This is a genomic window from Flavobacterium sp. PL002 (assembly GCF_054165825.1).
The window spans coordinates 4050595-4074109 of sequence record NZ_CM135110.1 but is presented as its reverse complement, the minus strand read 5'-3'; the positions used below and the strand labels follow the sequence as shown (position 1 = coordinate 4074109).

Here is a 23515-nt window from a genome sequence, read left to right as displayed (position 1 = left end):
ACAATCTGAAAGCACTTAACATGCAGCGCTATAGTTGCTTATTACTATAAAAGAACTGAGTTATGCAAAGTAAATTGACTTTGTGTAATTCAGTTTTTTATTAGACAAATAATCTATATAAGTAAAAAAATTACCCATTTTTTTATTGTTTTCTCATAATAAAGAGATAAAATAGGCTACTTCTTAGGTAATTTATTGACTTAAAAAAGCTTGTAATACATATAATTTAGTAAAAAATAATTCAACATTCATTTTAATGCCTATACCTCTAGGAAGCTGAATTATATATGAATCCTTAAAACTAAATTATTTGTTATGGTTATTGAAAAAATTGAAACCTATGTACTCAAAGATACGCTGTCTAAAAGTTTTTTCTTTTCGCAATGGGAATATGCTGAAAGATGTATTTGTGTAGTGAAAATAACTTGCTCTGACGGTACTTACGGTTGGGGAGAAGGCTACGGACCTGCAAGTATACTTGAGGCTGGAATCGAATTTTTGAAACCTATGGTTATAGGTCAAAACCCATTAGACAATGAGGTAATCTGGAATAGAATGTACCGTAGAACCCTAGATTATGCTCGTAGAGGAATCTTAGTGGCGTCTATGAGTGCAATTGATATTGCGGTATGGGATTTAAAAGGTAAAATTTTAGGGCAATCAATTGCGACTTTACTTGGTGGTGCGCATCGCACAAAAATCCAACCTTATGCAACTGGTTTGTACTTTTCATGTCACGATAATCCGTCTAAGGATTTTGAAGAAGAAGCGAGACTATATGTTTCTCAAGGTTTTAGAGCCATGAAAATGAAGGTGGGTTTAGGGATCAAAGCTGATGTTGCTAACGTGAAGAAAATGCGCGAAATTTTAGGACCTGATATTCAGTTAATGGTCGATTCTAATCATGCCTATACTTTGAGGGAAGCAATAGAATTGAGTCGATTGATTGAGCCATATGATATTGCTTGGTTTGAAGAGCCTATTTCGCCAGAGTTTTATGGGCAATATAATGAGTTAAGGCAAAAAACGACAATCCCAATTGCGGGAGGTGAATGCGAATATTTGCGTTTTGGATTCCAACAATTAATTCAAAATAAATCAGTTGATATTTTACAGCCAGACATTTGCAGTAGTGGAGGGCTCACAGAAGCCAAACGTATTTCGGCATTAGCTACGGCAAATGGAGTAGATATCGTTCCGCATACTTGGGGAACGGCAATAGGAATCCATGTGGCGTTGCATTTTATTGCTAATATGGAGTGCATACCAGGAAGAATGTACAATTCAAATTTTTTAATAGAATACGATCAAACAGAAAATGGTCTTCGAGAAAAGTTAACTTTCCCTTCGATAGTAATGAAAGATGGTTATCTTGAAGTCCCAAATCGTCCCGGTTTAGGGATAGATGTTGACGAGGACATATTGAAACAGTATGCAATCTCAAAAGATACTATTAAATTAAAACTTTAATTACCAAATTAAAAACACGATGAAAACACAAGATTTTGGATATAAAAAATTATATATAGACGGTCAATTAGTTGATGCAGTGAGTGGTGAAAAAGCAGCAGTAATTTGTCCAGCTACTGGAGAAGCTATCGCTCAAGTTGCCTTAGCAGGAAAAGCAGATGCCGAAAAAGCATTGATCGCAGCTCAAAAAGGATTTAAATTTTGGTCGAAATTATCTTTGGCTGAACGTACCGTTTGGATGACAAAATTGAGAACGGCTATTATCGAAAGAGAAGCAGAATTACGGTCGGCAATGGTGCACGAAATGGGTAAAACCTATGCTGGATCTGCAGAAGATATCGAAGCCATTACCAATGCATTAGAATGGTATCCTGCAGCAATGAAAAACCGTAGAGAAGAGCAAATTCCTGATTACGAGCACACGCATACACACAAGATGGTCGAGCAGGCTGCAGGTGTAGCCGTGGCTTACTTGGCTTGGAATTTTCCGTTATTGAATGTTGGTTTCAAAATCGGACCTGCATTGGCAGCCGGATGTTCATTGATTATCAAACCTTCTGAAATGTCGCCTTTGTCGTCTTATATTATTGGCGAAATTTTGCACAGCATTGATTTTCCAGCAGGAGTTGTTAATATTCTTGCAGGTCCTTCTGCAGAAGTGGCTACAACAATGACAACAAGCACAATTCCAGCGGTATTAACCATGATTGGTTCTACAGCGACAGGAAAAAGAATCATTGCAGATAGTACTACATCAATCAAAAAATTAGGAATGGAATTGGGTGGAAATGCACCTTTTATTGTTTTTGAAGATGCTGATTTTGATACCGCTTTGAACTTAGCAATTGGATTAAAATTTGGTAACTCAGGACAAATTTGTGTGGCAGCAAATAGAATTTTTGTACATAAAAACATCTACGATAAATTCTTAGCTGCTTATATCGATAGGGCTTCAAAAATTAAATTAGGGTTTAGTATTGATCCTAATGAAACAGTTGATATGGGACCTGTAGTGGACAGAAAAGCTAGAAACAGAATGTTTGATTTAGTGGCCGATGCTGTAAGCAAAGGAGCAAAATTAGAGTACGGTGGAAAAATCCCTGCGGGTTTCCCAGAAAATGGAAACTGGATGGAACCAACTGTAGTGTCAGGAATCACAACAGATTCTCGTTTGTTTAGAGAAGAAACTTTTGGACCTGTTGCCGGAATCATGTCTTTTGATACAGATGACGAAGTGCTAGAAATGGCAAATGACACAGAGTATGGATTGGCATCGTACCTTTTTACAAACAATCACAAAAGAATTCAACGTTTTACAGAGGATTTAGATTTTGGAGAAATTCAAATTAATGGAGTGAAATATGCCATCTACCTGCCTCATGGTGGAATTAAAAATAGTGGTATCGGGCATGACTGTTCACATTTAGCACTTGATGATTATTTGGTGAAGAAAAGAGTGTCTACTGCAATCTAATTTTTGAAATATTTAAAATGGAGATAATAAATAAACCTTTAAAGGTTGCACTTTACGCCTTTACCGTAAGTTGCATTCTAGCTAATGTAAGTAATGGTCAAGAGTCAGCGCTTGCTACTGCAAATCGCAACTTTACCGAAGTGGGTAAGGAGTTTTCCATTAAAGATAAAAATCTTAGAAAGTGGGACGCGCCTGTTGTAGTCGATTTAGATAACGATGGCTATCTTGATTTGCTAATTAATGATCATGGTTATGGCGTACAAGTTTGCTGGAATAATAAAGGGAAATTTGAAAAACCATACGACATATTAATAGGAGACGTTCACGGAGTTTCTGTGGGTGATCTTGATGGCGACGGAAATTTAGAGATTATAATGGCTCGCGGCGGTGGCTCTGGTGGTAATGCTCGAAATTCTAAATTGTTCACTGTAAATAAAAAGCGTGAATTTATTGAGCTTCCTGAATTTAATGTACCACTAGAAATGATGCGCGGTCGTACCGTTAAGTTTGTAGATTTAGATAATGACGGTGATTTAGATCTATTAAATTTTGCTTTCCCTGACGCAGATAAAAAAGGAGAAAGTGAAAATTATATCTATGAAAATATAGGTAAAGGGGAACTAGTTCTTAAATCTAAATTACCTGCTATAAAAGCAGACGGTCAAAAAACGCTAGTAACAGATTTTAATGGGGATGCTATTGTAGATATCATTATGTATGGTAATGGCATTGTGAAAGCTTTTCAAGGTTTAGGCGATCTTACTTTTAAAGAAGTTACAGATAAAATATTCCCATTTAAAATAGATGATGTTACGAGTATTAACGAAATAGATTTTGACAATGATGGCGATTTCGATTTGTTCTTTACACGCTCAAAAGATTTTGAAATAGGGGAAACATTCTTTGATAAAGAAAGTAAAACATGGGGCTTTTTTACAAAAAGGGGCGCTTTTAAGTTTGCAGATCTTGAAGTAGGCGATGTATTGAACATGGAAAATTTTCAGTCACAATGGCCTAATGCCGATACTTATTTTATTGGAGAATCTGGGTATGATTATAAATTCCCAGCAGAGACGCACTCTGGTAAAAACATTAGATTAGTAAACAGCAATTCTCTTGGGTTTCCTGATAATTATAAAGACAAATCTGGTTTTTACATAGGCTATGTAGGAAATGATAAATGGAGAATCGCAGGATCTCTTAATGCTCCGGCAACAGGTGTGGTACATGGTGTAGTAGACTATCCTGATTACAAGCACCCTAAAGCTCCAAGCACCTTATTGTTAGAAAATAAAGGAGGGAAATTTACTGATGTTACCGAGAAGTCAAAAATATTCTTGAATGAGTTTATCGAAGGAGCAACAGTGGCTGATTTTGATAACAATGGTTTTGCAGATATTTTAATGGTAAAACGAGGCGATTTAATTCATCCCAATAAATCAGTATTGTATCTTAATTCTGGAAACGCCTCATTTGAACCTATCCAAGATTTAGCAATTGTTTCTAATGAATTAGGAGCGATAGGGATGGCGGTTGAAACCATCGATTATGATTTAGATGGAAAAATAGATGTAGTCATTGGGAACGAAAGAGGAAAATGGCACTTGTTCAAAAATGAGTTGGAAAATGCTGCTAAAAATAAATCGGTTACTATCGAAATAGGCAACTCTAAGTCGGGAAAAGCGACAGCTTTAGGAGCAGTGGTCGAATTGCAGTCTTGTAACAAAAAACAAATACAACGTGTAGGATCCACTGGAGCATCTTACTCACTTAGCTTCAATAAATTTATCCATTTTGGACTCGATTCTTGTGATAAAGCAATTAAAGTTAAAGTGACCTGGTCAAATGGAGAAACTAGCGAACAAACTATTAATTCGATCAATAATAAAATTTTAATCGGAACCAAAAACTAACCAATAACCAATTTTTAATACATCATTTAGTTATGAGTTCATATAAAAGAAACGCATTTACTTATGCCACAATTGTAGCCTTTGGAGGCTTTGTTTTTGGCTTAGATGCAGCGGTAATATCAGGAACAGTAAAGTTTATTACTGAGGAATTTTCTTTAAATCCTATGCAATTAGGGATTGTCGTTGGTGCTCCTAGTATAGGTGTCTTGTTGGCTCTGTTTTTTGCAGGTAGTGCCTGTAACGCTTTAGGTAGAAGAACAACCTTAAAAATCATTGCTTTATTGTATTTAATTTCGGCGGTAGGAGCAACAATTGCACCTACATATTGGACACTAGTCGCTTCTCGTTTCTTAGGAGGATTGGCTTTTAGTTCTATTTCTGTTGCGTCAATGTACATTGGTGAAATTGCACCACCTAAATGGCGCGGTAAATTAGTATCGATGACTCAAATAAATATTGTTTTAGGGTTATCAGCTGCTTACTTTATTAATTATCTTATTCTAAATTATGCAAACTCAGATGCTGCTTGGGTAGTGAGTACTGGTTTAAAAAACAATGTATGGCGATGGATGTTAGGATCTGAAATCATTCCTGCGTTTGCCTGGTTAGTAGCTTTGTTCTTTATTCCTAGAAGTCCAGCTTGGTTGATGCTTAATGGTAAAAAAGAAGAAGCAATTAACACGCTTAGAAAAATTCAAGCAGAGGAGGAAGTAACCATTCTAATTTCAGAAATGGAAAATGAGATCACTACTGGTTCTCAAGATCATTCTCTTGTATCTCAATTAAAGGAAATCTTTAGTAAAAAAATGCGTGTCATTTTAATTATTGCAACCACCATTGCCATTGCGCAACAAGCTACGGGAATCAACGCAATATTATTTTATGCTCCTACAGTTTTTGAACAAATTGGAGGTGGATCAGATACTGCTTTTATGCAATCTATTTGGGTAGGATTAACTAGTGTGGTTTTTACGATTTTAGGTTTATTGTTAGTAGATAAACTAGGACGTAGACCATTAATTATATGGGGAATGGCCTGGATAATTCTAAGTTTAGGGATTTGTTTTTACGGATTTCAAACTGCGAGATATACCATAACTACCGAAGCGATTACAGCATTATCATCAGTTGATAATGTACAAAGACTGCAACCTATTGTGGGTGTGGAGTATGGTAGCGATATCGAATTTAAAAAAGCATTAGAAGATAATTTAGGCGCGGTAGATGCACGTAACTATGAGAGTATTTTGATTCAAAAAGCAGCAACTATTAATTCAATTTTGATACTAGTAGGAATACTTAGTTTTATTGCTGCATTTCATTTTTCTGTAGGGCCAGTAATGTGGGTATTGTTCTCAGAGATTTTCCCAAATTCTATTAGAGGGATTGCAATCCCATTTTTTACATTGATAACAAGCTTAGTGAGTATGCTAGTTCAGGTATTTTTTCCTAAGCAGCTCGCCACTATGGGAATAAGTTACACTTTGCTATTTTATGCAGTGACTGTAGCTATAGGCTTAGTGATTTTGTACCGCTATTTAGTAGAGACAAAAAACATGACTATTGAGGAAATTCAATTGAAACTCCAGAACAAATAATTTAGAATTTAAAGCACTACAGACTTTAAGTATGTGGGGTTGTATTGTAGGAAATAATATTATTAGCCACAGATTAAATAGTTATAAGCATAGTAATCTGTTGCTAAAATTAGTAGAAGTCAGAGCGAGATGTTGTTGAATAGCATGGTTTTGCAAGCTGTTTAAAGTCAATAAAATTTTATTATTAAACGAATATTAAAACAAAAAGAGATGAGATATGTCAGTGTTAATTTGCTATTACTTGTTAGTGCAATAGTATTTTCGAATATAGGTTGTGCGCAGAAAAAGCAAAGTAAATCGGCTATCAAAAGTAAAGCAATCCACCAAAAGGTATATCCGTTTTCTGATCAAGAAAATGCTGGTGGTTGGGTATTAAACGAGGAAGTAAGTGATGAGTTTGATGGTGATACAATCGATACTACAAAATGGTTTGTTGAAGGTCAAAATGGAGATTATTACATCTGGAAAGGGCGAGCACCTTCACAGTTTGCGCCACACAATGTAATTGTAGAAGGCGGTAAATTAAAATTAAGAACACAATGGGAGCCCAATTTTAACTTTGCTAAAGAAAATTATGCAGATGGTGCAAACACTGATGTTTATGGTATGCATGAAGGAAAGCCACTGCCAGTGACGACGGCAGGTATTGTTAGCAAAAAAAGATTTTTAAATGGCTATATGGAAGTAAAGTCAAAAGCAGGTAATGCTGCTATTACTGCCGCTTTCTGGGCTATTGGGTACGAACAAGAGTTAGATGTGTACGAACAAATGGGGAACCCTAAAATTGACGGAACCATCTTATCTAATACCGTTAGAACAGCGATTCATGATTGGAGTCCGCCTGCAATACGTCCTACAAAAGCGTTTGGAAATGACGAATTAGTAAATTATAAAACCGCCGATTCTTTTCACGTTTATGGAGTAGAATGGGGTGCGGATTTCTTAAAAGTTTTTAGAGACGGAAAGCTAACTTATGAAGCACATCAAAAAGAATTAGGTACAGACTGGGTGCTAAACAATCCGATGGAAGTATGGTTAGATTCTGAAATTTTCAAATGGTTAGGTGTTCCTCACAAAGAAGAGCTTCCGGTAGATTTTGAGGTAGAATACATGCGTGTATGGCAAAAACCATCAGATAATTTATTAGCAAGAGACCGTGCATTTTATGGTTTTGAAGGACCTATTTTATTCGAAAATAATCCAAGACCGCTTACTATGGTTCCTGAGGATTCAACGCCTAATGATTATCAAAAGTTTTGGTCAATAGACAGCACATCTGCAAAATATTTGAAAATAGTAGAAGGTGATTATGCTTCTGGTGTCAACAGTTTAGCCTTTTCAGGTTATGGTAAAAACGAAAAATTAGAAGCAGATAAAGTGCAAGCGATCACTCCAGAAGGAGCTTTGAAATTGGCTTCAGGGTCTTTTAAAATTAGCATGAAAGTATGGCTGGATGAAGGTAGAATCGCAGATAAAATACACGTGCAGTTAAATAACCCTAAAGTAACTGTAGTTTTTGCCGATCTTACAAAATTAGCAAGGAGACAATGGGTGACGGTTGAAGCTTTATTTACAAGAAATCAACCATCAGAGCTGAATGATGGAATGCTAATCGAAATCAAAAAAGAAGATTTACCAGAGACTAAATCAGCTAAGTTATTTATTGACGATATACAAATTACAAAAATATAATTACCATGTTAAAAACCACAAAAGTTAAACCATTGTTCTTACTTCCTTTGACCGTATTAATGGGAATAGGTTGTAGCAGTACAAAGGCACAAAGCACAGAAAGGACGCAAAAGACAGAATCAGCTGCTGCTAAATACAATCCTTATTCTGATCCAAAAAATACGGAAGGTTGGGTACTTAATGAAGAAATTAGTGACGAATTTGAAGGTACTAAAATTGACACTACAAAATGGTTTGTAGAAGGGCAAAACGGCGATTATTACATCTGGAAAGGAAGAGCGCCCTCACAATTTGCACCTCATAATGTGACTGTTAAAGATGGTAAATTAAAATTAAGAACAGCATGGGAACCTAAATATCCATTTGCTAAAGAAGAGTATGCCGATGGAAATATGGGAGCGTCTGTATATGGAATGATTGACGGAAAACCATTGCCTATCACAACGGCAGGTGTTATTTCTAAAAAACGTTTTTTAAACGGTTATATGGAAGTAAAATCTAAAGTAGGTAACGCTGCAATTACTGGCGCTTTTTGGGCCATTGGTTACGAGCAAGAATTAGATGTTTATGAATTAATGGGGAACCCAAAAGTTAAAACGGGAAACATTAAAGAAAATTCATATTTAGCAACGGCACACGACTGGAGTCCTCCGGCAACGAGACCCACAAACGTTTTTCAACACACAGAAAATTTGCCTTATAGAACCGCAGATGCTTTTCATGTGTATGGAGCAGAGTGGGGTGAGGATTACTTAAAATTGTTCATAGATGGTAAATTAGTGCATCAATTTTCACAAGACGAAGTAGGGACAGACTGGGTACTAAATAATCCTATGGAAGTTTGGTTGGATTCTGAAATTTTTAAATGGTTAGGTTTGCCTCATAAAGAAGAACTACCGGTTGATTTTGAAATCGAATACATGCGTGTTTGGCAAAAGCCATCAGATAATTTACTCGCTAAAGACCGTGCATTTTATGGTTTTGAAGGCCCTATTTTATTCGAAAATAATAAAAGACCACTTAAAATGGTACCGGAAGATTCAACACCAAATGAGTATCAAAAATTTTGGTTGATTGATGCGCCTTCATCGAAATATTTAGAAATTGTCGAAGGAGATTATGCTTCGGGAGTGAACAGTCTCAAATTTACAGGATTTGGTAAAAACGAAAAATTAGAAGCAGAAAAAGTAATTGCTAAAACGCCAGATGGATCTTTAAAACTACCGGCGGGTGATTTTACTTTATCTATGAAGCTGTGGCTAGATCAAGGACGTATTGCAAATACAATTCATGTGACTTTGCAAAACCCGAAGTTAGAAGTCGAGTTTAAAGATTTAGAAAAATTAGCGAGAAGACAATGGGTAACCGTTGAAGCAAAAATTTCTAGAGCACAAGCTTCTGCAATTAATGACGGAATGGAGATTGAAATTCGCAAAGCAGACCTACCCAAAACAAAAGCGGCCAAACTATATATTGACGATATAGCAGTGCACAAAGTAAAATAGATAAAAGAGAAGATTAGAATATAAAACACACATTATGAGCACAAGTTCAAACAATCATAACAACGCAATTACAAATAACTCTGAAAGTCCTTTTGTAAAACTGAAAAGTATCAATTTTGGTGACTGTAAATGGGATACCGGATTCTGGGCTGATAAAGTAAAAACGGCCGAAGATCACATGCTTCCTTACATGGGCGATTTATTGTGTGGAGATATTGGTCATGGTTTAAATAATTTTAAAATTGCTGCAGGTGAAAAAGAGGGAGAGCATAAAGGGTTCTACTGGCATGATGGTGATTTTTATAAATTTATGGAGGCCAAAACCTATATCTATGGCTTAACAAAAAACGAGTCTATTTTAAAAGAATTAGATGAGTACATTGCTGTTATAGGTAGAGCTCAAGAGGAGGATGGTTACATACATACTCATATCCAAATCACAGAAGGAGCAGACCGTTTTGAAAATAGAAAATACCACGAGATGTATAATTGTGGGCATTTATTTATAGCAGGTACAGTGCACTATCGCATTACAGGACAACGCAATTTTCTTGATATAGCGGTGAAAATGGCCAACTTACTATGTGCGTATTTTATGCCTGATACAAAGCATTATCAACGTTTTGGTTTCAACCAAACGCAAATAATGGGTCTGGTGGAATTGTTTAGAACGACACGAGATGAAAAATACTTAAAGCTAGCAGAAAAGTTTATAAACCGTCGAGGGACTTATGAAATAAAACACGATTCAACGACTGAGGGATATCCTATAGGGGATATGGTGCAAGAAAGAACGCCTCTGAGAGAATCTAAAGAAGCAGTAGGGCATGCAGTTTTAGCTTTGTACTATTACGCAGGTGCTGCTGATGTTTATGCCGAAACAGGTGAACAAGCCTTGATAGATGCATTAGACGGCTTGTGGGAGAATGTTACAGGCAAAAAGATGTACGTAACAGGAGCAGTTGGTCAAGCCCATTTTGGTGCTTCGACTAATTTAGATATGATTCAAGAAGGTTTTATAGACGCTTACATGATGCCTAATATGACTGCCTATAATGAGACTTGTGCTAACTTGTGCAATGCTATGTTTAGCAGTAGAATGATGGCTATAAAAGAGGAATCTAAATATGCAGATATTATAGAACTTGTACTGTACAACAGTGGATTATCTGGAATTAGTATTGAAGGAAAAGATTATTTTTATTCTAATCCGTTGCGTATGGTCAACAATTCTAGGGATTATGAATCTCATGCTGATGTTACTGAGAGCCCAGTACGACAACCTTATATTGAGTGTTTTTGTTGTCCTCCTAACTTAGTAAGGACCATTTGTAAAAGTTCAGGATGGGCTTATAATTTATCTGAAAATGGTGTGGCAGTAGTGTTGTTTGGTGGGAATACCTTAGATACTAATTTGCTAGATGGTTCGGCAATTAAATTATCACAAGACACAGACTATCCTTGGAAAGGTATCGTTAAAATTACCGTTGAAGAATGTAAGAATGATGCTTTTGATATTAAAGTTAGAATTCCTAATTGGGCTATTGGTAGTAGTTTGACTGTTAACGGAGAAGCGGTTACTACGACCATCAATCCAGGTAATTTTGCTACGATTACTAGAGCCTGGAAAGCGGGTGATGTTATCATTTTAGACATGCCTATGGAGGTTACTTTAATCGAAGGTCACAATAGAATTGAAGAAGTTAGAAATCAAGTAGCGGTTAAAAGAGGCCCTATTGTATACTGTTTAGAAACACCAGATTTACCTGGAGGCGTTTCAATATTAGATGTGTATTTTGATGGTAACGGTCCTAAAGAGGCTGTACATAAAGAGGATTTTCTTGGTGGCATAACTGTCGTCGAAGCGCCACTCTTAATTAGAGCAGCAAAGACAGATGATATGTATCAAACAGTTAATAAGCCAGCATTTCAATCGTATAAGGCGCAACTAGTTCCTTACTATGCTTGGAGCAATAGAGGACAGGCAGAGATGACTGTTTTTCTACCTGTTGTTTGGTAATAATAAAGCAAATTAACAAAGCCGAAAACTAAAACGTTACTTTTTCTAACGTCCAGTTTTCGGCTTTTTTATTGGACCAATCTTGATTTATTGCATAGTACGTGTTGGGAGCAACTTGGGCAATTGTGGTACTTTTATTTATTTTTTTCGAATGGACAACTGTCGCCGAAATCCAATTATCAGTACTAATTAACTCTCTGACATAATAGTCTTTGTTTTGATCTGCAGCAAATGATACTCCTACAATGTTGTTTTTTTCATTTAATAGCATACCATCAAATCCTTCAAATTCAAATTCTTTTAGTTCGATAATCGTAGCTTCTTCTGGATTTGATAACGGTATTTTTACTAGTTGTGAATGAGCATTGCTATAACTTACCAGTAAATAGCCATCTGGATGCGCTACAATTCCGTTAGGTTTTGAAAAGCCTTCTTTTTCGAAAAAAATAGTGGGTTGGAGATTACTATTAACTTTATAGATCACATCCTCTAAGCGACCTGTTACATAAATATCACTCGATAAACTTACAGCTACATCATTTACTTGATGGCTCTTCTTGTTAGTTAATAAAGGAGTTAGTGCAATAGAATGCTGCAAGTTTCCACTAATGAGATTATATATGGCTAGATTTCCTGATAATTTATCGTTTTCACAGGCTAGTAAACGGTTGTTCTTAAAATCTACTTCCAGACCAAAACTGGACATACTTGAACCCGTACTAGTATTCGAAAATACCGTAGCAATACCATTTAAACTTACTGCTACAATTTTTGGCTCTTTGTTTATCGCACTTAGATAAAAGTTGTTTTTACTATAGTCAAATGCAATTCCCTCTGGATTTTGACCAGCTGCATTAAATGTTATTTGGTTAGGATAGCTATTTGTTTTTTTCTTGTATACACTATCAGTTTGCTTTAGTTTACATGAAACGGGCAATAGAATTAAAGGAATGGCAATCGAAAATAGTAGTTTAGATTTAAGCATAATTGGTCGTTTATGTTAGTATTAGAATGAGTTATAAAGAAACTGCAAAATGGCTAATATTTTGCGGTAGAAATTATCCAAGACTTACTGATTATTAACGATTTCAAAATAATTCAGGCTAAAAAAAACACATTTTAATTTTTTATTTGCCAAATAAGGTTAAAATCGAATACTTATATGATAAAATGACCTTTATTAAATCAAATGTTTTTGCGTCAATTTGTAAAGCAACAGTAGTTAAATAATGTTAGTTAGGCTGGTGTTACTAAAAATAAATAAAAACAATGCTATGAAAAAAATAGTACTACTACTTACAATTGTTGGTTTCCAAATGACTGTCAATGCTCAAAAGAAACCCAATATTGTATTCTTATTTTGTGATGATGCTGGTTATGCTGATTTTGGTTTTCAAGGCAGTAAGATTATGAAAACACCCAACTTAGATAAACTGGCAAAGCGTGGGGTAAAATTCACGCAAGGTTATGTTACTGATGCCACTTGTGCGCCTTCAAGAGCAGGACTTATAACGGGTAAATACCAGCAACGTTTTGGTTATGAAGAAATCAATGTACCAGGTTATATGAGTGAAAGTTCAAAGTTTCTTGGTGATGATATGGGGTTACCATTAGATCAAGTAACAATGGCTGATTATCTTAAAAAGCTAGGTTACACTAGTGCTATGATTGGAAAATGGCATTTAGGGGATGCAGATCGCTTTCATCCATTAAAAAGAGGTTTTGATGAATTTTATGGTTTTAGAGGTGGTGACCGTAGCTACTATGCTTACAAAGGAGACTTAAAAGGGAACAACTTAGATAAGAGAATGGAGAATGGTTTTGGGAATTTTGAAGAACCTGATGGTTATGCCACAGATGTTTTTGGAGAGAAAGCAGTTTCTTTTATCGAAAGAAATCAAGACAAGCCATTTTTTCTTTACTTAGCTTTTAACGCGGTGCATACGCCTGTTGAAGCAACTGCTGAAGATTTAAAACAATTTCCAGAGCTAGTAGGGGTACGTCAAGAAGTTGCTGCGATGACCCTAGCTTTAGATAGAGCGTGTGGTAAAGTGCTAGATAAATTAAAAGAATTAGGCTTAGATGAAAATACGATTGTAGTTTTCTCAAATGATAATGGCGGACCTACAGATAATAATGCTTCTATAAATTTACCATTGAGTGGTACAAAATCCAATCATTTAGAAGGCGGTTTGAGAGTGCCGTTTTTAGTGAGTTGGCCAGCGCAATTAAAGGCAAACCAAGTATATAACTACCCGGTAAGCACGTTAGATTTATTGCCTACTTTTTACGTTGCAGGAGGAGGAAATAGCGCAGATTTGAAAGACATTGATGGGGTAAATCTTGTACCGTATTTAAAAGGAGAGGAAACACAAAGACCACATGAAACAATGTTTTGGAAAAAAGAAAATCGTGCTGTTTATAGAGAGAACGATTGGAAACTAATTCGTTTTCCTGATAGACCAGCAGAGCTGTATGACTTGACAAAAGATATCTCTGAGCAAAACGATTTAGCTACAAAATATCCTGAACGAGTTAGAAAGATGTACAAACAACTTTTTAGTTGGGAATTGACCTTAGAGCGACCTTTGTGGATGCTTAAAAGAAAATTTGAAAAGTATGATATTGATCGAATGGACCGTTATAGAAGTCCAGAGTTAGTTAAAAAGGAAATGAAGTTAATGAGTGATCCTTCGTATTTTGGAAAAACCCATTAATTAAGTTGGTTTTTTTTTATTAGTTAGTAAAAATCCAGTATTAGTAGTTCGCTACTGTACTGGATTTTTCTATTTAAACTATGTTTTGTTTCTGTTTTTACGGCTTTTTATTATCAAAGATGTTCAGGTTATCTAGATTTGCATAGAATAATTACAATTAATCGGCTTGAATTTTCAACAACCATTTGGCTGTTTTTTTGTTTTCGAAATGAGTAATAACGCGCTATTTTAATAAGGTAGAGGTAGCGCTATGATTCAAGCTAAGAATTAAGTTTTAATAGTGTCAAGAAAGTGTCGTTATTGATTATTGCTGCTGTTATGCTTGAATGTATTCGCTTCACAGAAAAATGTTTAATTGATACTAGTTTAGTTGAGATAACTAGCTAGCAGTATTACACTACCGTTTATCAGTGAATTCAGCCGTACCTATTATAAAATTAAATCAGTAATCTACCCAAAAAAAAATCCAGCAATAGAAAGTCTTTCTACGCTGGATTCTTCAATACTATCTTAATAAATTACGACTGCTTTTTATTAGATAAAGCTATTAATTCTTTTACAATTTTTGGATTTTGCTTTGCGATATTTACCGTTTCATTTGGATCTTTTACGTGATCGTATAATTCTACGTATAATGGCGTATCGTTGGGTTTTCTTCTATCTTTCCAAACAACAATTCTATAATTATCTGTTCGCATTGCGTAGCCCATTACAAATTGTTCAAAGGTTTTTCGATCCCACTTGTCACCCATTTGAGCCTCTATTTTTGCTTCTATTTTTTCGATTAGCGGCATGAAGAAAGTAGTTCTAAACGGCGGTGTAAATGGACGCGCTGCCCATTCACGCAAAGCTGGTGTTGGAAATACGCTAAATGCAGGTTTTGATGATTTTGCAGCAGGATTTTTCAAAAACGGAACTAAACTTTGACCCTCTAAATGTGCCGGTTTATTGATGCCCGCTAATTCACATAAAGTAGGATATAAATCAATTAGCTCAACGGTAGCATCTGATTGATGGCCTTTGGATTTGCTCGTTACACCAGGTGCAGAAATTATAAACGGTACGCGAGTGGCAATCTCATAGTTGGTTGCTTTCCCCCAATATCCCATTTCTCCCAAATTAAATCCGTGGTCAGACCATAATACGATCACAGTATTGTCATACTCGCCAGAATCTTTCAAGGCTTGGATCATTTTTCCTAATTGAGCGTCTATATAACTGATACACGCATAGTAACCATGTTTTAGTTTCCTCTGTAATTCAGGGCTAAATTCACCCGTTTTAGGCATGTCTGCTGAAACGCGTAGCTCTAAGGATTCTGATAGCGCCATACTTGCACCATCAATAGGAGGGCTAACTTGAGTCGCAATTGGAATTTTTGATTCGTCATACAGGTCCCAGTATTTTTTTGGAGCAATCCAATCAAGGTGTGGTTTTTTAAATCCTAGTGCAAGAAACCAAGGTTTGTCCCCTTTCTTAACCATTTCATTTAACGTTGCAATTGCAGACAAGGTGTTGTATCCATCATCATAGGTTTCGTCTGGTACATCAGCAGATTCTAAGGCAGGACCTTTATCTAGCCAATTCTCACGAATAAGTTTGGCGCCATATTTAGCTTCTAATTCTTCTTTATTTTTTGCATACATCTCTTGGCTTGCCGCAAGCGCATATCCTCCAGATATCTTAGGTACATTATCACCCACTTGTACCTTCACCGGTTTTCTACTCCAAGACATTTCATCATCTGTAAACCCAGGGTGAAATACTTTTCCTGTAAAGACAGTTTCATAACCGTTTTCCTTAAAGTGCTGTGGGATCGTCACAATGCTTGGTACATTTTCTCTAAAATCTTGAAACAAGTCAATTACATTTATAGTCTCATTGCGTGCTCCAGTCATGACACTAGCACGTGAAGGACCACAAATAGCCTCTTGACAATACGCACGGTTAAATTGTACTCCGTTTTGAGACAAAGCATCGATATTAGGAGATTTTACAATTTCTGAGCCATAGGTTCCTAACTCTGCGCGCAGGTCATCAACTGCAATGAATAAGATATTGGGTTGTTTCTTTTTCTGCGAAAAAGCACTGTAGGAACTAAGTACTGCTAGTAGTAAAAGTGGGAGTAGTTGTTTTGTTTTCATCGAATAAAAGTTAGCTAAAGTAAATTACGTTTTTAGTTTAATAGATCGAATTACAAATAAGGAAAATATGTCAGTTATTTTAATCATTAAGATTACCCTTTGCTATAAAGATTTTACCCGAAAATTACTTTAAAATTTAACATATCCAAAAAAAAAGCATTTTAAAATAGATAATATGATAGTAATGAGAGGTAAATTTAAGAACTCTTTAATAGCATAAATGTTTTTACTTAGCGAATTACAGTAGTACCAATTTAAAAAGTAAAACTAGTTTAATATAAATGAAGACAAATAAAAAAAATGTACTTTTTGGCGTTTTGATGGTTTTAGCAACCAATGTACAAGCGCAAACGTCAGAAATAAATGTAACTTCTAAAATAGCAAATTTACAAACGCTGATTCACGACCTAGAGGATAGAAAAATTGATTCTTACAAAGAAAAGATGACGGTACGTGTTGCCGAAGTATTTTTAAAATATGCTCGCTGGGATGAGAAAAACGTTGCTTTTAATCAAGATGCCTTTAAGATGGTTAACATGTACAAGGATCAAGCTGGGAAACTAGCTCAAGAACTACCTGAATTTGAAAGGAAAGACATCCTAACAATGCTTGATGCATCAATAAATACCGCAACACAGCTTAAAGAAGGAAAAATTAGTAGAAAGCCATATCAGGAAATAGATTGGTCTAAAATTGTCGTTAAGCAAGATCAATTACTATATAATGATAGACCTGTGTTTCTATCTGATTACACATGGAAACCAGAAACGAAGGAACTAACAGACTATTTTGGACAGCTAGACGGCTACCTTTTAAGTCCGATGCAATTAGCCGATCAAACAGGAGAATTAGTAGCTAAAACAAAGAAAGAGTTACAAGAAAAAGCTTCTGGAAATGCAGGATTTATTTTTATTGCAAACAATAATGTGCCGCAATGGACGGCAAAAGCTTACGGGGATCAATTTAATAAAATCATAGGAAAACCATTTACAGCTTATGACATTGATAATCCTGGCGCTAGAAACATGATGAGTGATTTGTTTGCAAAGACGGTTCCGTTTATAGCAGCTAAAAACTACTCGCAACTAGGCTACATGCTGGTAAACGAGCCGCGCTGGGCAAATTATACAAACGGAAAGAAGAAAGTATATTTTAGATCAGATGTGTCTAAATACACTATTGATAAATTCATCACCTGGCTTAAAGACAAACATGATTCTATTGCAGCGTTAAATGCACTATGGGGAACCAATTTTTCAAACTTTGATGCAGTTGCCACTGCTGTACCAATTGATATTTCGACAATGGGAACAGCAAAATGGTACGATTGGACCACCTTTAATCAAGAGCGTGTTACACAATGGATCGCGTTTTTAAAAGCTGAAATTATTAAATATGACCCGGCAGCAAAAGTACATTTGAAAATAATGCCTTCTATTTTTACGAATAATGATGCTGATAGTGGTATCGATTTTGAGGCTTTGACTACCTTAAGTGGTATCAACGGTAATGATGTTGCAGCGCATTACAATAATACAAGAGAAACTGCCGACTGGCAAGCTGATTACGTATTAGGTTGGCGAGAACTGTTTATGGGGTATGACTTTCTAAAATCAATACAGCCTGACCAAATTAATTTTAATTCAGAAAGTCACTTAATAACAACAAACCACGCTAGGGATTTATACATGAATCCCAAATATGTTAGAGCGGTAACTTGGGCGGCACATACATTAGGATTAAATGCTACGCAAACTTGGTACTGGCCCAGAGCAGAGGATGGTTCTTTCAAGAAGAAATTGACAAATGCTTATGCGGGTTCACTTAATCAACAGCCTAGAGTGACGCAAGAGCTAGAGAGCACGATGATTGATTTGAATACTTTTAGTGAAGAGATCACGGCAATGCAGGAGCAACGCAAACCAATTAGAGTTTTTTATTCTAAAACTACAGCAAATCAAAAGGCCACTTATATGGATGATCTTTTTAAGCTGTACGAGAGTTTAAATTTTGAAGGCTTGCCTTTAGGTTTTGCTACAAGTAACAGTATCCAGCGAATTGATAGTAAAAATTGGGATGTTATCGCAATTTATAAAACAGAGAAAGTGACTCAAGCGGAGTTTGATGCAGTACAAAGCTATTTGAACAAGGGAGGGAAAGTACTTATTGACGATGTAAGTTTTAAATCAGATGAATATGGGCGTCCTTTAAAGCCACTAGTGAAGGCGGCAGGTATGTTACAAATTGTTTCTGTTTTAGAGAATATGAAAAAGTCAGCACTCGAAATAGTACAAAATCTTGACCATATGCCTAAGGTAACTGTTGAAGAAGTTGTTATAGGAGCTAAGAAAAAATGTACTTGGAGAAGCGTTACAGCTAAGGACGGCCGTCAGGTCTTATCGGTTATTAATTTGGGAAAGGAAGCGATACAGATAAAATTTAAAATGACTAATTCAACACATGGAGTTGTATGTACTGATTTGATTAATGGAGTAGCAGTTGCTGCAACACCACTATTAAAACCGTACGAAGTGTACTTTGTATCGGTCTCTGAGCAAAAGTAAAAAAGCGCACGCTTACCGTTGAAACATTTAGTTTGAGAATATAATGCCTTTGAAAAAGAGGTCTCTTTTGAAACTATTAAAATAATTTAGGAATGAAACTACCCATAAAATACAGTTTGCTGTTACTAAGTTGTGGCATGTTTGCGCAGTCTTACAAAACCGTTTCTGTTGTTGATAATTACAACAATTGGGGTTGGAACAATGTATTAGTTGCTAAAAACAAGTTTATTACTGTTGCTGTAGTACCAGACGCTGCAGGGAGAATGCTCCAATTTGATTTGGGTAAAACAGCTTCATTATGGGTAAATCCTAAACTGCTAGGACGCAAATTTGCTGCTGACGATAAAGTTAAAATGCAAGACTGGCGCAACTTTGGTGGGTACCGCCTTGTGCCCATACCAGTAGATAATTTTGCTGTCAACAGTAATGGAGAAAAAACGAAGCGCTGGCCGCCACCGGTTATAATGGGCGATAGTCCGTATGACGCTTTTGTATCTACTGATGCAGTCGCTCACCAGCTGATTAATGTGAGTTCAGGAATTCAAAATCTTCCCGTACCAGTATTTGATCGCACTACAAATACATTTAGTACTGTTCTTAATTACGATGAGCAACTGCAGTACAAGCGTAGTATGTATATCGAGAAAGGGAAAAGTCTGGTTTTTATTACCCATAGCTTGCTAAATAAGGGAACAACCACAATTGAAAGAGGGCTTAAAATTACCAGTCAGCATCCTACTAGAAGCGAACCTCAACTAGAAGACGGACAGAATTTTTTAGCTTATATTCCCATTTCTAACAAGGATGTATTGCCAAATGGTAAATCATTTGAAATCATGTTGACACCGCAAGCAAGATGGAATTTTGTAAATAAAAACAGGAAACCATTAGATAAAAATAATGCAGAGGATGTAGCTAAATATTTCAATAGTGGTACAAACTGGAAAGGGGAGGTTGCTCCAGGGGTATATGAGTTGCATTATGATTACGATTTGATGGGTGGCGTACATTTTATAGCTGCAAAATCATGGATAGGCTTTGTAGACAAATTAAAAAAGACCGCTTTTGTCACTATGTTTGAACCCTATAATAAAAAGCTAAATTATGAGTATGGTGCCAATGCTGAGATTTACAACAGTGGCTTAGAAACAGGGTACTTAGAAACAGAAATTAAAACAGCGATTCACACCTTAAAACCTGGACAGCGTTTTGATTATAACGAAATCCAAGCTGCAGCAAAAATAGCAAGTACACCCATTCTTGATGTGAATAAAACAGGTATAATTACACAAAAACTCCATCTAACAAAAGACGGAATAGCTCATGGTGCTTATGGTGTTTTTATCCAAGGTAAAGCTATCGTAATTGCAAAAAACAATCAAGGTGAAATCATTAAAAAAAGAACATTAGGAAATGTAAGTCCGTTAAAAGCGTTTACTTTTGATGCCTATTTAAAAGAGGAAAAAGCAGTGGCTACTATTGCTATTTATATCAAAGCAGCTGGTGATCTCTATTTATTAGATAGTGTTGACGTTACTAGTAATTGAGGGTAATTTCTATTAGTAACGGGATAAAAAACAAGTACGAATCGCGATGTAAAAAGTATAATTTTGAAAGACAGTGCAACTTCTTGTTGTCAAATTTAATTTCGAATAAAAAGAAAGAGATATGAATAAAGTATTAGTTGTGTTATTTGCTGCAACATTAGCGTCATGCACAGGAGCAAAAGGACAGACGGCAGAAACGAAGTCTTCGAGACCGAATATTATTATCGTGATGACGGATGATATGGGGTATTCTGATGTAGGTTTTAACGGCTCTAAGGATATTACCACTCCAGAAATTGATCAATTAGCTAAAGAAGGAACAATTTTTACCTCGGCGTACGTTGCACATCCATTTTGTGGCCCTAGTAGAGCCGGATTGTTAGCGGGTAAGTATCCACATGAATTTGGTTCTCAGTTTAACCTGCCTGCAAACAGTGAGAGAACTGTAGGAACTGGAATTCCGTTATCAGAGAAATTTATTAGTAGCGTTTTGAAAGATTCAGGATATCATACGGGAATCATAGGAAAGTGGCATCTTGGCGCTGTTCCTGGATACGAACCACAAAATAGAGGTTTTGATGAGTTTTTTGGTTTCTTAGGAGGAGGTCATGATTATTTTCCAAATGAGTACCAACCTAAATATGAGAATTTAGTGAAGGCAGGCAATAAAAATATTTTCGAATATTTATTTCCTTTGCTTCGAAATGGGAAAGAAACGAAAGAAACAGAATACATAACTGATGCGTTTTCTCATGATGCCGTTAGATTTGTAAAAGATGCATCTAAAAAAGAAACGCCATTTTTTCTTTATTTAGCCTACAATGCTCCGCATACTCCGTTGCAAGCTAAAGCGGAAGATTTAGAGAAATTCAAGGATATTAAAGATAAAAACAGACGCACCTTTGCTGCCATGGTATATGCCGTTGATAGAGGTGTGGGAGAATTAGTAAAAGCCTTGAAGGAGACGAATCAATTTGATAATACCTTAATTGTTTTCTTGAGTGATAATGGCGGTAGAGTAGATCATGGGGCTAATAACTACCCGCTTCAAGGTGCTAAAGGGGATACTTATGAAGGAGGATTTAGAGTTCCAATGTTTTTCCATTGGCCTAATCATGTTCCAGCAGGAAAGCATTTTGACTACCCAGTTTCATCTTTAGATTTCTATCCTACGTTTGCTGGTTTAGCACATGCTGCTATTCCAAAAGAAAAACAACTAGATGGGAAAGACATTTGGAACGATGTTATTACAGGAAATAATCCTAGAAAAGGACAAATGATATTTGCTATGCGTCACCGTTCAGGTTTCTCAGATGTAGGGGTTAGATTAGACCAATGGAAAGCTACAAAAGCCTACAACGGTCCTTGGAAATTGTACAATATTAATGAGGATATAAGTGAAAAGAATGACATAAGTAAGCAACATCCTGAGCAACTAAAAATTATGGTAGCTGGAGCTAAAAAATGGAGTGAAGGTCACGAAGAGCCATTATGGTTTGATCCAGTAGAATTAAAGCAAGTTTGGAAAGACAAAAATATGGCTCAGTTTCCTAATACATTTAAAATTGATTAATCGAAGTTTGAAATAACACTAAAAGAAATAAGGTTAGAGTTTTTAAATAAATTCTAACCTTATTTTTTACGTTAAGGAAAAACTGCTATGATTCAAAAATAAATTTGTTGTAGTATTGCCGTTGCAATTTATTGAAATATTTTAAAATATAATTTTATGATTTCTAAAAAGAAAATACTTTATGTTTTAGCACCATTAGTAGCGCTATTACTGATTGGTTATATCGTTACTTCGTCTGATTTTTTTAAGAATTCAGATAGTAAGAGTGCTGATGCATCGATAAATACTGATGATTCAAATAAGGAAGTACGCTTTGGTTCTACCATCGAAAATAAAAACAATAAACCGATAGATGCTCCAGAAGGTATGGTGTGGATTCCGGGTGGAGAATTTTCTATGGGATGCAGTGTTAGTAACGAAAGTTTGTGCGGTGTAAAAGGGATTACAAATGATGCTAACCCAGTTCATAGAGTCTATGTTGATGGCTTTTGGATGGATAAAACTGAAGTAACTAACAAACAATTTGCCGCTTTTGTAAAAGCCACAGGATATGTTACTGTAGCCGAAATCAAACCCACTGCAGAAGAATTTCCAGGAGTTCCTGCCGACAAACTTATTGCTGGTACGGCTGTTTTTATGCCAACTAAACAAGAAGTTCCGCTTAATGATTACTTACGTTGGTGGGGCTATGTAGGTGGAGCAAACTGGAGACATCCACTAGGACCAGATAGTTCGATAGAAGGAAAAGATAATTACCCTGTGGTACAAGTATGTTATGAAGATGCAATCGCTTACGCCAAGTGGGCTGGTAAAAGATTAGCTACTGAAGCCGAATGGGAATTTGCAGCGCGTGGTGGGAAATCAGGGGAATTATATGCCTGGGGAAATACACTAACAGTAGATGGTAAATTTCAGGCTAATATCTATCAAGGGAAATTTCCAGTTGATGGTGCAGATGCTGCTGAAGATGGCTTTGCCGGAATAGCTCCAACAGCTCAGTACAAGGCAAATGCATACGGTTTATATGACATGTCTGGGAATGTCTGGGAGTGGGTAAATGATTGGTATGACGCTAATTATTATGCTCAATTAGCAAGTGAAAATAAAGTTAGTAAAAATCCGCAAGGACCAGCCACTTTTAATGATCCTGCTGAACCGGGTTTACCAAAAAGAGTGCATCGTGGTGGTTCTTTTTTATGTACGGAGCAATATTGTACACGTTATATGTTAGGTACTCGAGGAAATGGCGAAGTAAAATCTGCAGCAAATCATATCGGTTTTAGATGCGTGAAATAGTA

At 36.0% G+C, this 23515-nt stretch carries 14 protein-coding genes; 12 read left to right on the top strand and 2 right to left on the bottom strand.

Annotated features, from left to right (window positions below):
- Positions 1 to 315 precede the first annotated feature (315 nt).
- From ACVEGE_RS17790 to ACVEGE_RS17760, 7 genes are all read left to right on the top strand, one after another.
- Complete coding sequence (locus ACVEGE_RS17790) at positions 316 to 1470, top strand: mandelate racemase/muconate lactonizing enzyme family protein (RefSeq protein ID WP_173852499.1); 1155 nt, start codon at positions 316 to 318, stop codon at positions 1468 to 1470.
- A gap of 19 nt (positions 1471 to 1489) precedes the next feature.
- Positions 1490 to 2944 (top strand): NAD-dependent succinate-semialdehyde dehydrogenase, encoded by a 1455-nt coding sequence (locus ACVEGE_RS17785; protein WP_192500392.1) that lies wholly within the window; start codon positions 1490 to 1492, stop codon positions 2942 to 2944.
- Between the two features lie 17 nt (positions 2945 to 2961).
- Positions 2962 to 4857, top strand: a complete 1896-nt coding sequence (locus ACVEGE_RS17780; RefSeq protein ID WP_192500391.1) for a CRTAC1 family protein — start codon at positions 2962 to 2964, stop codon at positions 4855 to 4857.
- A 32-nt stretch (positions 4858 to 4889) separates the two neighbouring features.
- Positions 4890 to 6455 (top strand): MFS transporter, encoded by a 1566-nt coding sequence (locus tag ACVEGE_RS17775; RefSeq protein ID WP_173857174.1) that lies wholly within the window; start codon positions 4890 to 4892, stop codon positions 6453 to 6455.
- A 210-nt stretch (positions 6456 to 6665) separates the two neighbouring features.
- Complete coding sequence (locus tag ACVEGE_RS17770) at positions 6666 to 8147, top strand: family 16 glycosylhydrolase (protein WP_458008588.1); 1482 nt, start codon at positions 6666 to 6668, stop codon at positions 8145 to 8147.
- 5 nt (positions 8148 to 8152) lie between these two features.
- Positions 8153 to 9652 (top strand): family 16 glycosylhydrolase, encoded by a 1500-nt coding sequence (locus ACVEGE_RS17765; protein ID WP_458008587.1) that lies wholly within the window; start codon positions 8153 to 8155, stop codon positions 9650 to 9652.
- A 34-nt stretch (positions 9653 to 9686) separates the two neighbouring features.
- Positions 9687 to 11672 (top strand): glycoside hydrolase family 127 protein, encoded by a 1986-nt coding sequence (locus ACVEGE_RS17760; RefSeq protein WP_173837959.1) that lies wholly within the window; start codon positions 9687 to 9689, stop codon positions 11670 to 11672.
- A 28-nt stretch (positions 11673 to 11700) separates the two neighbouring features.
- Here ACVEGE_RS17760 and ACVEGE_RS17755 read toward each other — a convergent pair whose 3' ends face one another.
- Complete coding sequence (locus tag ACVEGE_RS17755; RefSeq protein WP_192500390.1) at positions 11701 to 12657, bottom strand: hypothetical protein; 957 nt, start codon at positions 12655 to 12657, stop codon at positions 11701 to 11703.
- A 289-nt stretch (positions 12658 to 12946) separates the two neighbouring features.
- Here ACVEGE_RS17755 and ACVEGE_RS17750 point away from each other — a divergent pair, with 289 nt between their 5' ends.
- Positions 12947 to 14389: a sulfatase gene (locus ACVEGE_RS17750; protein ID WP_173837961.1), complete on the top strand. Its 1443-nt coding sequence runs from the start codon at positions 12947 to 12949 to the stop codon at positions 14387 to 14389.
- A 518-nt stretch (positions 14390 to 14907) separates the two neighbouring features.
- On the opposite strand, the gene ACVEGE_RS17745 is transcribed toward ACVEGE_RS17750, so the two are convergent.
- Positions 14908 to 16533 carry a sulfatase gene (locus tag ACVEGE_RS17745; protein ID WP_173852483.1) on the bottom strand — a complete coding sequence of 542 codons (1626 nt, stop codon included), beginning with the start codon at positions 16531 to 16533 and terminating at the stop codon, positions 14908 to 14910.
- A 281-nt stretch (positions 16534 to 16814) separates the two neighbouring features.
- Between ACVEGE_RS17745 and ACVEGE_RS17740 the strand changes: the two genes are divergently transcribed.
- From ACVEGE_RS17740 to ACVEGE_RS17725, 4 genes are all read left to right on the top strand, one after another.
- Positions 16815 to 19097 (top strand): beta-galactosidase, encoded by a 2283-nt coding sequence (locus ACVEGE_RS17740; protein WP_192500389.1) that lies wholly within the window; start codon positions 16815 to 16817, stop codon positions 19095 to 19097.
- Between the two features lie 92 nt (positions 19098 to 19189).
- Complete coding sequence (locus ACVEGE_RS17735; RefSeq protein ID WP_192500388.1) at positions 19190 to 20644, top strand: hypothetical protein; 1455 nt, start codon at positions 19190 to 19192, stop codon at positions 20642 to 20644.
- Between the two features lie 121 nt (positions 20645 to 20765).
- Positions 20766 to 22217 carry a sulfatase family protein gene (locus ACVEGE_RS17730; protein ID WP_192500387.1) on the top strand — a complete coding sequence of 484 codons (1452 nt, stop codon included), beginning with the start codon at positions 20766 to 20768 and terminating at the stop codon, positions 22215 to 22217.
- A 156-nt stretch (positions 22218 to 22373) separates the two neighbouring features.
- Positions 22374 to 23513 (top strand): formylglycine-generating enzyme family protein, encoded by a 1140-nt coding sequence (locus tag ACVEGE_RS17725; protein ID WP_192500386.1) that lies wholly within the window; start codon positions 22374 to 22376, stop codon positions 23511 to 23513.
- The last annotated feature ends 2 nt before the right edge of the window (positions 23514 to 23515 follow it).